We start from the raw sequence: 12,682 nt of genomic DNA, 5'->3' as shown, positions 1-12,682 counted from the left end.
GTGTCCTCGATCGCTCGCCAAAGCACAGCTGTGTCTCGCCGCAGTGCAGCAGATCAGTACAACAGTGCAACAGCTCAGTACAGCAGCGCGATACAGCAGTTCACTGCAGCAGGATCACGTCCACAGTGTCACCGTCGCACAGACGCTCGACCCCGACCGGGATACGCACGAGGGCGTTGGCCTGGGCGAGGGCGCCGAGCAGATGCGAGCTGGGTCCGCCTGCCAGGCGTGCCTCCCCGCTGGGCAGCAGCCAGGCGCGGCGATACTGCTCCAGGTGGCCCGGCGATGGCTCGTCGGCCTCGAGCCGCAGCGGTGCACGCACCGTGAGTCGAGGGGCGGCGCCGAGCGCGGGCCGCAGGAACAGCTCCACGCTCAGCAGCGCGGAGACGGGATTGCCAGGCAGCGCCACCCATGCCACGCCGTCGATCGTGCCGATGCCCTGCGGACCGCCCGGCTGGATGGCGACCTTCGGGAAGACGAGCTGAACGCCATCCTGCGCGGCAGCCTGGCGTACCGGCTCATACGCCCCAGCGCTGACGCCACCGGAGCTGACCACAAGGTCGATCGGTTCGCGCCTCTGTGTGGCTGTGCGCAGCGCGGCGCGGATCGCGGCACTCAGAGCACCCGGGGCATCGCCCACGCGCAACACGTCGACCACATCAGCGCCTGCGTCCTCGAGCGCGCCCGCCACAGCGGGACCATTCGCGTCGTACACGCCGCCGTCAGGCAGGGGCTGCCCGGGAGCCGTGATTTCGCTTCCCGTGGAGATGACCAGCACACGCGGCCGTTCCCGCACCGCTACCTGGGCGATGCCGCACGAGATCATGTGGCCGATGCGCGCCGGGGTGAGCACATCGCCCAGCCGGGCGATCACGTCCCCGGCACTCGTGTCCGAGCCGGTGGCGCGGACGAATCGTCCGGGCGACGCGTCGGTAGGTTCGACTGTCACCGCGGCGAGGTCGAAGCTGCGTTCGGCGGTCTCCTCGATCGGCACCACGGCGTCGGCCCCGTGCGGCAGCGGTGCGCCGGTCATGATCGGGCGGGCGCTGCCGCCCGGGAGCTCGCCCGGGGCAGCGCCAGCAGGAATCGGATCGCCGACGGGCAGGCGGGTTCGGCCGGTGGCGGACAGGTCAGCGGTGCGCACCGCGAAGCCGTCCATCTGCGCGTTCGACCAGGCAGGCACGTTGATCCGCGCCCGCGCATCCTGGGCGAGCACGCGGCCACGCAGCGTGTGGTCAAGGTCGCGCAGCTGCTCACGGAACCGGCCGGCCAGCAGGGCGGTCACGTCATCACGATGCTCATCGCAGGGAATCCGTGCCATGTCCCCAGTATCGTGGATGATTCGGATGAACGTCCGCAGACGGAAGGAGGCCACCGTGCCCGGCAAGCGCGTTTCGCTCGGCATGCCGAAACCGCGCGTGACCGACCCCGCCGCCCCGCAGCTGCCCGATACGTCCACCCGGCCTGACACCCCGGCTCTCGTGGACACGTTCGGTCGTGCGGCGAGCGACCTGCGACTCTCGCTGACGGATTTCTGTAATCTGCGTTGCACCTACTGCATGCCCGCCTCGGGGCTGACGTTCCTGCCCCGTGATCAGATGCTTTCGGCAGACGAGGTGGTGCGCCTGGTTCGGATCGGGGTGGAGCGTCTGGGCATCGAGCAGGTGCGTTTCACCGGCGGCGAGCCGCTCACCCGCCCCGACCTGGACCGGATCATCGCCGGTGTCGCTGCGCTCACGCCGCGCCCCGATATCTCACTGACCACGAATGCGATCGGCCTGGATACCCGCGCTGCGGCGCTCAAGGACGCGGGGCTTGACCGCATCAACGTGTCGCTGGACTCGGTGGTCTCGGAGACCTTTGAACGCCTGACCCGTCGGCCGCTTCTGCACCGTGTGCTGAAGGGCATCGACGGAGCCCGGGCGGCGGGCCTGGATCCGATCAAGGTGAACGCCGTACTGCTGCCCGGGGTCAACGACCATGAGCTGCCTGACCTGCTGGACTGGTGCCTGGATCGCGAGTTGCAGCTGCGGGTCATCGAGCAGATGCCGCTGGATGCCGACCATATCTGGGAGCGCAGCTCCATGATCACTGCGGCCGACGTCCATCAGATCCTCGAGGGGCGCTTCGTCCTCGAGCCCGCCGATGAGCCACGGGGCGGAGCCCCCGCGGAGCTGTACGAGGTGCGTGACCGTTCAACCGGTGCGCATCGGGGACGCGTGGGCATCATCGCGTCCGTGACCCGCCCCTTCTGCGCCGACTGCCGGCGCACTCGCCTCACCGCGGAAGGCCGCGTGCGCACATGTCTGTTCTCCCGTGAGGAGACCGACCTGCGCCATGCGCTGCGCTCCGGCGCGAGCGACGAGGAGATCGCGACCATCTGGCGCGCCGCTCAGTGGGGCAAGAAGGCAGGTCATGGCATGGACCGACCAGATTTCGTACAACCGGAGCGGCCGATGAGCGCCATCGGCGGCTGATCCTCCCCACATACGGCATTGGCGGCACACCATCGACGCACCGCACGACACTGCACCGCCGCACCGTGCCACAACGACCACATCGGCCTTCGCCCGTATCGACCCTTCACCGTCACAGGAGGCACCGTGCCCACCGCTGACCACACCCCCGCAGGCCGCGCCGCAGCGACCGCCGCTGACATCACCCCGGAATCCGCCGCGGATGCTCCCGAGGTGCACGTGCGCCTGTTCGCAGCAGCTGCTGCTGAATACGGCGCCGACGCCGTCCGCGTGCGGGCCCGAACCCTCGGTGAAGCCCTCGACCAGCTCAGTGCCGACGGGGGTGAGCGCGCCGCAGCGGTGATCGGCCGCTGCTCCCTGCTCCTGAACGGCGTGGCGAGCACGGACCGCAACCACGTGCTCGTGGATGGGGATCAGCTCGACGTGCTGCCGCCCTTCGCCGGTGGCTGAGCACGGCGGACGCTCTGCTCATTCCCGACTCAGGGGCATTCCAGCCTCGACCAGCGCCGCCGCGCCTCCGGCGAGGGACAGCACGGACACGCCCCGCTCCGCAAGTGCCCGCTGGGTCGCCGCTGACCGTGAGCCCGCCGCACAGTAGAGAACAGCCCCCTCCAGGGCACGCAGCGCCTCGGGGTCACTCAGGCGCAGCAGCTGCCCCATGGGCACATGCTCGGCGCCGTCGAGCAGTCCCCCGTCGGCCACCTCCTGCTGCTCACGGATATCGATCACGCGGCGCCCCGCAGCCTGCAGCTCAGGCAGTTCACAGGCGGTGACCTCTGCGAGCGCTGGCCCGGTGGGACCGGGCAGACCGCAGGTGATCCGTAGATCCTCAAGCTCCGTCACGGGGGCGCGGTCCGGGATGCGCCGCAGCGGGATCATGTCCCAGCGCATCCGCAGCGCGTCGTAGAGCGCGAGTCGTCCGTAGAGCACGTCACCGATGCCGGCGAGGACCTTCACCGCCTCCATCGCCATGGTGGAGCCGATCACGCCGCACAGCATGCCGAGCACGCCCGCTTCTGCGCAGCTGGGCACCTCACCGGGACGCGGGGGCGTCGGGTGCACATCGCGGTAGGTGACGCCGCGGCCGCCGTCGGCCCAGAACACACCTACCTGACCGGTGAAGCCCAGGATCGAGCCCCACACGAGCGGCACATTCAGCATTTCGCAGGCGTCCGAGGCCAGGTACCGGGTGGGGAAGTTATCGGTGCCGTCGATCACGAGGTCATATCCCCGCAGGCGATCTAGCACATTCGCGGTCGTCAGCGCATCGACCACGGGCTCAATCTCGATCTCGGGGTTCAGTGCGTGCAGGCGTTGCGCGGCGCTGATCGCCTTGGGGGTTCCCACCGCGGATGAGTCGTGGATCACCTGGCGATGAAGATTCGTGACATCCACAGTGTCCGGATCGTGGACGGCGAGGTGGCCCACGCCCGCAGCCGCCAAGTAGGTCAGGATCGGCGCGCCGAGTCCGCCTGCACCGATCACGGCCACCCGCGCCGAGGCCAGCGCACGCTGTCCCGCCGCGCCAAACTCCGGCAGGCGCACCTGTCGCGTATAGCGCTCGACCTGCGATGATGCAGGATTCTCAGATCCTTCTCGGTCGGCATCCGCCCGTACCCGGGCACGTCGGATCGCCGGTTCCTCATCGCGCAGAGCGGAGGAAATGTCGCTGAACGCATCGGTGAAGGGGGTCACATCCGGTAGTCTCCCATCCGGCCCGGCCCGTTCCTCAACGGATAACGATTCGGCCATGAGGGCACCCCACAGGCGAAGACGCCCTGAGGTGTGACCTACAGTGCAGAAACCTGCTCGCCAGCCGTGATGCGGCGGAGAGCACCGACGAATAAAGGAAGTACCGTGCCCTTGTCTCTGCATGCGTCAGCGTTGGCGCGGCATCGCGACCCGTCGGCCCAGCGCCGCCCGGGTCATAGCCGCACCGCGCGCGTCGCGACCATCCTTACGGGGGTGGGGCGATGACGAAGTACATCCTGCGCCGATTCGTGAACTACGCGATCCTCACGGTGATCGCGACTGTGTTCGTGTATATCGCCGCGAGTTCGTTCTTCTACCCCCGTAAGCGGTACCTGGGCCTGAACCCGCCGCTACCGGAAGCGTCGGTGGACGAGCTGCTGTCCACATACGGCGTGAACGACAAGGACCCGGTGCTGCTGCGCACCTGGTGGTGGATCGAGCGCATCTTCACGGAGCCGCTGCCGAACAAGCTCGGCCTGGACCTCTCGGGCTCCCCCGTGATCATCGAGATGTACAACCGCGCCGGCGTGAGCCTGCGCCTGCTGCTCGTGGGCGCCATCCTCGCCGCGGTGCTGGGCGTGGCGCTTGGCGTGTGGGGCGCGGTGCGCCAGTACAAGGCGTCCGACCAGATCATTTCGTACGCCTCGTTCATCCTGATCTCCACACCGACCTTCGTTGGCGGTGTGCTGCTACAGATCCTCGCCACGAACTTCAACCGCGTCGTGGACCACCAGGTGATCCGCTTCACCGGGGCCTACACGCCCGGTATCACGGGATTCTTCCCCACGGTCTGGGATCTGTTCGTCCATCTCCTGCTGCCCACGATCGCGCTGACCCTGTTCGGCGCCGCGTCCTACTCCCGCTACCAGCGTGCGGTGATGCTCGACGTGCTGGGCTCGGACTTCATTCGCACGGCGCGCGCCAAGGGCGCCACCCGCAACCGGGCGCTGATCAAGCACGGTGTGCGCGTCGCGCTGATCCCGATGTCGACGTACTTCGCGTACTCCTTCGGCACGCTGGTGTCCGGCTCGGCCTTCCTCGAGATCGTCTTCTCCTGGGAGGGCATGGGCAAGTACGGCATCGTCGCCGTGCAGCAGTCGGATGTGAATGCGCTGGCCGGCACCGTGTGCTTCACGGCGATCCTGTTGCTGATCAGCTCGACGCTGTCCGAAGTGCTGTACGCCGCGCTCGACCCGAGAGTGAGGGTGTGACGTCATGACCTCCGTGAATCCGCTAGGGCCGCTGGAGCAGTCCGACGAGGTCGCGCCCGACCGCGCCGCCACCGAGGACGCCGCTGAGAACGCCGAGGCCGCGCCCGCCACGGGCCGCCGCAGCACAGGCACGACGGACGGCCGCGCATACAAGCCGGTCTCCCGTGGACAGCTGATCTGGCAGCGCCTGCGCCGCAAGCCGAACTTCTGGATCGGCAGCGTGATCCTCCTGGCCATCGTGCTGTTCGCCGTGCTCGGCGACTTCGTGAACATCTACTCCGTGGGCGAGCAGGACCCGTACAGCTTCAACTCGCCGCCCAGCGCGCAGCACTACTTCGGCACCGATGCGATCGGCGTGGACCTGTACGCCTCCATGACGGAGGCATTGCGCAAATCCCTGCTGATCGGCTTCCTCGCCGCACCGCTGTCCACGCTTATCGCCGCAACACTCGGCTCCCTGGCCGGCTACCGCGGAGGCATTCTGGAGACAGCCACCAACTGGCTGATCAACCTGCTGCTGGTGCTGCCGGTGTTCTACGTGCTGATGATCGTCTCGCCACTGCTGAGCTCGAAGAGCTGGCTCATCCTCGTGGTCGCCATCGGCTTCTTCGGCTGGATGATCATGGCGCAGATCGTGAAGAACCAGACGAAGTCCCTGAAGGAACGGGAGTACGTGAAGGCAGCGCGCTACATGGGCGTGGGCACGTTCACCATCCTGCGCCGTCACATCATTCCCAACGTCGCATCCCTGCTGATCATCGACGCCACGCTCGGTGTGGCCGGCGCGATCCTCGCGGAAACCTCGCTGTCCTACTTCGGTCTGGGCATCCAGCCGCCCGACGTCTCGCTCGGCACCCTGTTGCAGGACGGCACCGGTGCGGCGGTCTCACGTCCCTGGCTGTTCGTGATCCCCGCAGCGTTCCTGGTGAGCCTCCTGACCGCGGTCGCTCTGATCGGCGACGGTCTGCGCGACGCCATCGACCCCACCAGTGAGGTGAACCGTGCCTGAGGTGAATCAGAGCTTCCCCAAGCCATCCCACGAGCCGTCCCACGGGTCGTCTCTCGAGCCGTCCCCCACGCAGGGGGCCGACGACGTGTCCTCAGCGCCGACCGGCGCCGAACCCCTCCTTGAGGTCCGGGACCTCACCGTCACGTTCCCCGGCCGCGGCGGCAATGCCGTGCAGGCCGTGCGTGGCGTGAACTATCAGGTTGCTCCCGGCGAGTTCCTGGGGATCGTAGGCGAATCCGGTTCCGGCAAGTCCGTCTCTTCCCTCGCGGTGATGGGACTGCTGCCCAGCTCCGCGAAGATCACCGGCTCGCTGCGCTTCCGCGGCCAGGATCTGCTGACCTTGAACGACCGGCAGCTCTCGAAGCTACGCGGCCGCGAGATGGCGATGATCTTCCAGGATCCGCTGTCCGCTCTCACGCCGGTGTACACCATCGGCCAGCAGATCGAGGAGGCTCTCACCCTCCATAACCGCGGCATCAGCGCTGCGAGCGCTCACAAGCGCGCCGTCGAACTGCTGAAGATCGTCGGTATCCCAGGAGCGGAGCGGCGCGTACGGGCCTTCCCGCACGAGTTCTCCGGTGGCATGCGGCAGCGAGCGATGATCGCCATCGCCATGGCGAATGACCCGGCGCTGATCATCGCCGACGAGCCGACCACGGCGCTGGACGTGACGATCCAGGCGCAGATCCTCGAGGTGCTGCAGAAGGCCAAGGAGGTCACGGACGCCGCCGTTGTGCTCATCACCCATGACTTGGGTGTGGTGGCCGGCAACGTGGACCGTGTGGCCGTCATGTACGCCGGGAAGCTCGTGGAGAACGGCCCGGTGGATGAGGTTTTCCGTGCCCCCCGCATGCCGTACACGATGGGCCTGCTGCGCTCGGTGCCGAACATGCTCACCGCGGGCAAAGAGCGCCTGGTGCCGCTCGAGGGGCGGCCGCCGAACCTCGCGCGTCTGCCGCAGGGGTGCCCGTTCGCGGCGCGCTGCCCCGCAGCGATCGACATCTGCCGCGCCCAGGAGCCGGAGCTCGTGGCGGACCTGGGCGATGACCGTAAGGTTGCCTGCCACCGCGCTGAGGAGATCGCCAGCGGCCAGCTGAAGCCGGCGGACATCTTCCCGCGTCCTGTGTATGAGGAGCGCGCGATCACCGACCGTTCCCAGCTGGAGCCGGTTGTCCAGGCTCAGGGACTGGTCAAGCATTTCCCGCTGTTCAAGGGGGCGGTGTTCCGCCGCCAAGTGGGCACGGTGAAGGCCGTCGATGGTGTCGACTTCGAGATCCGGCCGGGCGAGACCCTGGGCCTGGTGGGCGAGTCCGGTTCCGGGAAATCCACCACGAGCCTGGAAATCATGGAGCTGATCGCCCCGCAAGCGGGCACGCTGCGGGTTGCAGGCAAGGACGTCAGCCAGCTGAGCAACGCTGAGCGGCTTACGCTGCGTTCCGACGTGCAGATCGTGTTCCAGGATCCGATGGCTGCCGTCGACCCGCGTTTGCCGGTCGGCGACATCATCGGTGAGCCGCTCACCGTCCATAAGGTCAAGGCCGATGAGCGATACCGCCGTGTCACGGAGATGCTGGAACTGGTGGGTCTCGAGCCTGAAATGGCCGACCGGTACCCGCACGAGTTCTCCGGTGGCCAGCGTCAGCGCATCGGCATCGCCCGCGCGTTGATCACCGAGCCGAAGCTGCTCGTGCTTGACGAACCGGTGTCAGCGCTGGATGTGTCAGTCCAGGCCGGCGTGATGAACCTGCTGGAGGACCTGCGCGACAAGCTGGGGCTCAGCTACCTGTTCGTCGCCCACGACCTGGCGATCGTCCGCGAGATAGCCGACACGATCGCGGTCATGTATCTGGGCCGCATCGTTGAGACGGGTCCGGTGGCGGAGGTCTACGAGAATCCTCGCCACCCATACACCCGTTCACTCATGAGCGCGGTCCCGGTGCCGGACCCGACGGTCGAGCGCACCCGCAAACGGATCATCCTCAGCGGTGATCTGCCCAGCCCGGCGGAGGAGATCCCCGGCTGCAATTTCGCCTCGCGTTGCCCCCTGCTGCCCCTTCTGCCGGAGGAGAAGCAGGAGCAGTGCCGCGGCGTGGATCCTGCCCCTGCCCCCCATGGTCGATCCACGGTGGCCTGCCACCACGTCGACTCGATCCGGAGGCTCGACACCGTCGACGCCTCCACCGAATCGTCCGTCACCAGCGCATGACGGACCACCCCACCCAGGAAGAGGTATCTCCCATGAAGATCACCAGCACCCGTCGCCTGTTCCTTGCAGGCACCGGCATCGTCGGCAGTGCTGCCGCGCTTGCCGCCTGCGGAGGCCAGAAGTCTGCCGAGGAGCAGCAGAAGGCCGCGGATAAGGAGAACGAGGAGAAGGCGAAGGAACAGGCCGAGCTGCCTCCGACCGCCTTTAAGCGTCTCGACTACGACCAGGTCCCTGAGGGCGGCACCCTGAAGATGGCCGTCTCCCAGCTGCCGAACAACTGGAACTCGAACCACGCGGACGGCAACCTCGCTGACCTCACCTCGATCCGCGGCCCGATGGGCACCAGCGCCGAGATCATCGCCTCCGAGACCGGTGAGAAGACGCTGAACCCGGACTACATCGAGTCCGCGGAGCTGACCTCCGAGGATCCGCAGATCGTCACCGTGAAGTACAACAAGGACGCGAAGTGGGATGACGGCTCCCCGATCGTGATCGAGGATCTGATCTCCCAGTGGAAGGCCAATAACGGCTCCAACGGGGAGTTCATCACTGTCACCACTGTCGGCTGGGAATCCATCAAGGAGATCAAGCAGACCGACGACGAATACACCGCAGAGATCCACTACGCCGAGAAGTTCATCGACTGGATCACCTGCCTGCACCCGGATGTGCCCAAGACGGTCTCGGCCACCCCGAAGGCGTGGAACGAGGACCACGTGGCAACTCCCACCCCGTCCAAGGGCCCCTTCACGGTGGAGAACATCGACACGACCGGTGGCGTGGTCACCCTCAAGCACAACGAGAACTGGTGGGGCCGCAAGCCCAAGCTCGAGAAGGTCATCTTCTCTGTGGTTGACCAGACCACTCAGCCGCAGTCCTTCGCCAACGGTGAGATCGACGTGCTGGACATCGCCAATGGCGACGTGCTGAGCCAGGCGAAGACCCGTAAGGACGCCGAGATCCAGAAGACCAACGGCCTGACCTGGTCCCACCTGACGATCAACACGCAGGGCGCCAACGGCAACCTGGACGACGTCAAGGTGCGTGAGGCCTTCGCTCGAGGCATCGACCGCAAGGCGATTGGCCGCGCCGTGGTGGATCCTCTCGAGGCTCCGGTCGTCCTCCAGGACAACTTCTACTACATGCCTGGTCAGGAAGGCTACGAGGATTCCTTCGACGGCCTCGAGTTCGACCCTGAGGCGGCCGGGAAGCTGCTGGATGAGGCCGGGTGGAAGCTGGAGGGCGACAAGCGCAAGAAGGACGGCAAGACCTTCGACATGGCCGTCATCGTTCCCGCGGATGCGAAGTCCAACTCTGATCGCGCCCGCCAGGTGCAAACGAACCTCAATGCGCTGGGCCTGAACGTCGAGATGAAGACTGTCCCCTCGGACGCGTACTTCGACGACTACATCACGCCCAAGCAGTTCGACGCCGTGACCTTCTCGTGGGTGGGTTCGCAGTTCCCGGAGACCTCCTCCGCGAACCTGTTCTACCCGAAGGAGTCGCAGCAGAACTTCACGAACTTCGCGGATGAGTCCATCGAGCCGCTGCTGAAGGACCTGACGTCGAACTTCGATCCCGACGAGCGCAAGAAGATCGCCAATGAGATCTCGAAGAAGATCGCGGCGTCCTTCGTGTGCATCCCGTTCTACGCCACACCGAACATCGTGGGCGTGAAGAAGGGCGTGGTGAACCACGGCGCCAAGATGTTCGAGTCGACCGACTGGACGCAGGTGGGCATCGAGGCCTGATTCTCGACGCTTCACGCTGAGGCTTCCGACGAGTCTCTACGCTGAGGAGGCCCGATCGCTGCGGCGGTCGGGCCTCCCGCATGTGGGGAGGGTAGCTGTATTGCGACGCGGCAGCTTTCCTGCGAGCTGCGGCAGGGACCTCAGCGCACAAGCTGCCAGGCAACGAGCACAATGAGCACGCCGAGCGTGGCAATGACGATGCCGTTCGGGCGCTGCGTCGCCACCGCGCTACCAGAATGCTCCGGGCCCGCCGCGGATGCTGGCTGTGCCCGGTCCTGGGCCCGTTCCTGTGCTCGTGACCACCGTGCGCGGATTACCGACGAACGGCAGGCCGCCTGATCCTGCAGCAGGCGCTCGCTCGCACTCGCCAGGCGATGCCCGACGGTGCGCGCCTCGCGCATCTCCCGCGCGGATGGTCCCTTTACTTTCCCCAGAGTCGGGGCGTTCCAGGCCGTGATCGTGCGCTCGCTGCCGTCCGGTCGGGCCACATCGAAGCGCAGCATCGCGCCGATCCGCACGTCGTGGATCGCCGTGAATGGCAGCAGGTAGGTGACAAGAACGTTGCGCACCTCCACGGCCTCATCGCGCAGCACGACACGCGGCGCCCACAGCACCGCCCACACCAGCGCACAGATGAGCAGGGCGAATGGCAGGGCGGGCAGCGAGGCGGCCCCAGCACGCAGCAGGGAATCCCCCACGATCAGCCCGACCAGTGCCCAGACGATGATGCAGAGAATGGTCGCCCCGTGAGGGCGCAGGTGGATCGTGCCGCCGGGATCGGCGACATGCGGGCGGCGCGGAGACGTCATGCGCACACGCTACGGGACGGCCTCACGTGCGTCCGTCTTCGGCGCGCGCCAGGCCCCACGCGTTCCACCAGCCTGCGCGCTTCATCGGCCCGTGCCGACCCTGGGGCGCCCCGTCGGTGCTCAGTGTCCTCGCCGCGACCCGTCGGCACTCTGTCCTCGCCACGCGCCGTCGGCGCTCAGCGCAGCGACAGCATCCGGGTGTGCTCCACGCCGTCGTCACCGATATCGGTGAGCAGGAGCGCATCCGCTCGCCCATACGGCGCGAGCCGATGCCCGGGCAGGATCTCGAGCAGCGGCCGCCCCTGATCGTCGTGCTCTCCAGGCACCGTGCGTGCGGCACGCACCAGGGTGCCGTGGCGGCGGCTCCGCGGGGCGACGCTGTTCAGTGGCGCCGCCGCCGGCAGGATCTGGGGGGCGGACGGGTCCAGCAGTGGCCGGACGAACAGGTGGAATCCGACGTACGCCCCGACGGGGGTGCCGGGCAGGTGCACGACAGGCACGCCACCGCTGAGGTGCCCGCGTCCCTGCGGGCCGCCGGGGCGCAAGGCGAGGTGTTCGAAGGTGCTCGTGCCCGTGCCCCTTGGGCCGAGAGCCGCCTTGACCACGTCGTAGGCTCCGTAGCCGATACCGCCCGTGGTGAGCACGAGGTCGCTCTGTTCGGCGAGTTCCTCCAGCAGGGCACGCAGAGCAGCAGGATCATCCCCGCAGCGTTCGATACGCGTGACGGCGCCCGCACAGCTCAGGGCGGCCGCGAGCATAGCGCCGTTGGACTCGCGCACCGTGCCGGCGCGGATCTGCTCACCGGGAGCGGCGAGCTCATCCCCGGTCACCACCACGCCCACGCGCGGCGCTGCGAGAACGGGCAGTGTGGTGAGTCCCAGCTGCAGCGCGAGCCCCACCAGACCGGCCGTGACGCGCTCCCCCGCACACGCCATCGTCTGGCCGCTGGCGACTTCCTCTCCGATGCCGCGCACGTGCCGTCCCAGGGCCGGGAGCTGGTCCAGGCGAATAGTGACCTCGTGCGGACAGGGGCCAACAGGATCAGCGTCGGTGGCCTCCACCTCGATCACGGCATCCGCACCGGCAGGAACCGGGGCGCCGGTCATGATGCGGGCGGCGCTGCCGGGCTGCAGGGGTGACGGCTGGCCGGGCTGCGCGGCAAGGTCGGCGGTGACCGGCAGGCGTGTCGTGCCGCTGGCATCGAGGTCGCTGCGGCGCACGGCGAAGCCATCCATCGCGGCGAGCGGCATTGCGGGCACGTCCTCCGGGGCCTGCACGTCATCGGCGAGGATCCGGCCGACGGCCTGCTCCGGCGCCGCCAGCAGATCCGTCGCATCAGGGCGTCGGCGCACCGTCTGCTCGGTGCCGAGCGCTGCCCGCCAGGCATCGACACCCAGGGCGCCACGATGGGGATCGGACCTCACGCATCCTCCTGCTCGATCTCGTCGATCGATCCGCTCGATCCAC

The 12,682-nt window shown here is 67.7% G+C and carries 10 protein-coding genes; 6 read left to right on the top strand and 4 right to left on the bottom strand.

The window, feature by feature from the left end; genetic code table 11:
* Positions 1 to 100: 100 nt before the first annotated feature.
* Positions 101 to 1,321 (bottom strand): molybdopterin molybdotransferase MoeA, encoded by a 1,221-nt coding sequence (locus C8271_RS03500; protein WP_106507853.1) that lies wholly within the window; start codon positions 1,319 to 1,321, stop codon positions 101 to 103.
* Between the two features lie 82 nt (positions 1,322 to 1,403).
* Between C8271_RS03500 and moaA the strand changes: the two genes are divergently transcribed.
* Positions 1,404 to 2,477: a GTP 3',8-cyclase MoaA gene (gene moaA / locus C8271_RS03495; RefSeq protein WP_170957921.1), complete on the top strand. Its 1,074-nt coding sequence runs from the start codon at positions 1,404 to 1,406 to the stop codon at positions 2,475 to 2,477.
* A gap of 126 nt (positions 2,478 to 2,603) precedes the next feature.
* Positions 2,604 to 2,927, top strand: a complete 324-nt coding sequence (locus C8271_RS03490) for a MoaD/ThiS family protein (protein WP_245920840.1) — start codon at positions 2,604 to 2,606, stop codon at positions 2,925 to 2,927.
* 18 nt (positions 2,928 to 2,945) lie between these two features.
* Here the strand turns inward: C8271_RS03490 and C8271_RS03485 are convergent, their stop codons facing one another.
* Positions 2,946 to 4,172, bottom strand: a complete 1,227-nt coding sequence (locus C8271_RS03485) for a ThiF family adenylyltransferase (protein WP_245920838.1) — start codon at positions 4,170 to 4,172, stop codon at positions 2,946 to 2,948.
* A gap of 278 nt (positions 4,173 to 4,450) precedes the next feature.
* Between C8271_RS03485 and C8271_RS03480 the strand changes: the two genes are divergently transcribed.
* The 4 genes from C8271_RS03480 to C8271_RS03465 all read left to right on the top strand — a co-directional run bounded on the left by C8271_RS03480 (position 4,451) and on the right by C8271_RS03465 (position 10,406).
* Positions 4,451 to 5,440: an ABC transporter permease gene (locus C8271_RS03480; protein WP_106506133.1), complete on the top strand. Its 990-nt coding sequence runs from the start codon at positions 4,451 to 4,453 to the stop codon at positions 5,438 to 5,440.
* 4 nt (positions 5,441 to 5,444) lie between these two features.
* Complete coding sequence (locus C8271_RS03475) at positions 5,445 to 6,449, top strand: ABC transporter permease (RefSeq protein WP_106506132.1); 1,005 nt, start codon at positions 5,445 to 5,447, stop codon at positions 6,447 to 6,449.
* Positions 6,450 to 6,534: 85 nt separating this feature from the next.
* Positions 6,535 to 8,655 carry an ABC transporter ATP-binding protein gene (locus tag C8271_RS03470; RefSeq protein WP_106507851.1) on the top strand — a complete coding sequence of 707 codons (2,121 nt, stop codon included), beginning with the start codon at positions 6,535 to 6,537 and terminating at the stop codon, positions 8,653 to 8,655.
* Positions 8,656 to 8,687: 32 nt separating this feature from the next.
* The gene (locus C8271_RS03465; RefSeq protein WP_106506131.1) at positions 8,688 to 10,406 is read left to right on the top strand and encodes an ABC transporter family substrate-binding protein; all 1,719 of its coding nucleotides are present in this window, start codon (positions 8,688 to 8,690) and stop codon (positions 10,404 to 10,406) included.
* Between the two features lie 140 nt (positions 10,407 to 10,546).
* Here C8271_RS03465 and C8271_RS03460 read toward each other — a convergent pair whose 3' ends face one another.
* Entirely contained in the window at positions 10,547 to 11,215 is a 669-nt protein-coding gene (locus C8271_RS03460) for a PH domain-containing protein (RefSeq protein WP_106506130.1), read from the bottom strand.
* Between the two features lie 176 nt (positions 11,216 to 11,391).
* Complete coding sequence (locus C8271_RS03455) at positions 11,392 to 12,639, bottom strand: molybdopterin molybdotransferase MoeA (protein ID WP_245920835.1); 1,248 nt, start codon at positions 12,637 to 12,639, stop codon at positions 11,392 to 11,394.
* Between the last annotated feature and the right edge of the window lie 43 nt (positions 12,640 to 12,682).

This window comes from Brachybacterium timonense (assembly GCF_900258505.1).
Lineage (GTDB): Bacteria > Actinomycetota > Actinomycetes > Actinomycetales > Dermabacteraceae > Brachybacterium > Brachybacterium timonense.
Note: the sequence above shows the minus strand (reverse complement) of the source record. Positions and strands in the feature narration are given on the sequence as shown.

What these genes read in the sequence shown, in the direction of transcription:
- C8271_RS03500 (WP_106507853.1), bottom strand. Translation starts at nt 1,321, where the DNA reads ATGGCACGGATTCCCTGCGATGAGCATCGTGATGACGTGACCGCCCTG.
- moaA (WP_170957921.1), top strand. Translation starts at nt 1,404, where the DNA reads ATGCCGAAACCGCGCGTGACCGACCCCGCCGCCCCGCAGCTGCCCGAT.
- C8271_RS03480 (WP_106506133.1), top strand. Translation starts at nt 4,451, where the DNA reads ATGACGAAGTACATCCTGCGCCGATTCGTGAACTACGCGATCCTCACG.
- C8271_RS03475 (WP_106506132.1), top strand. Translation starts at nt 5,445, where the DNA reads ATGACCTCCGTGAATCCGCTAGGGCCGCTGGAGCAGTCCGACGAGGTC.
- C8271_RS03465 (WP_106506131.1), top strand. Translation starts at nt 8,688, where the DNA reads ATGAAGATCACCAGCACCCGTCGCCTGTTCCTTGCAGGCACCGGCATC.
- C8271_RS03460 (WP_106506130.1), bottom strand. Translation starts at nt 11,215, where the DNA reads ATGACGTCTCCGCGCCGCCCGCATGTCGCCGATCCCGGCGGCACGATC.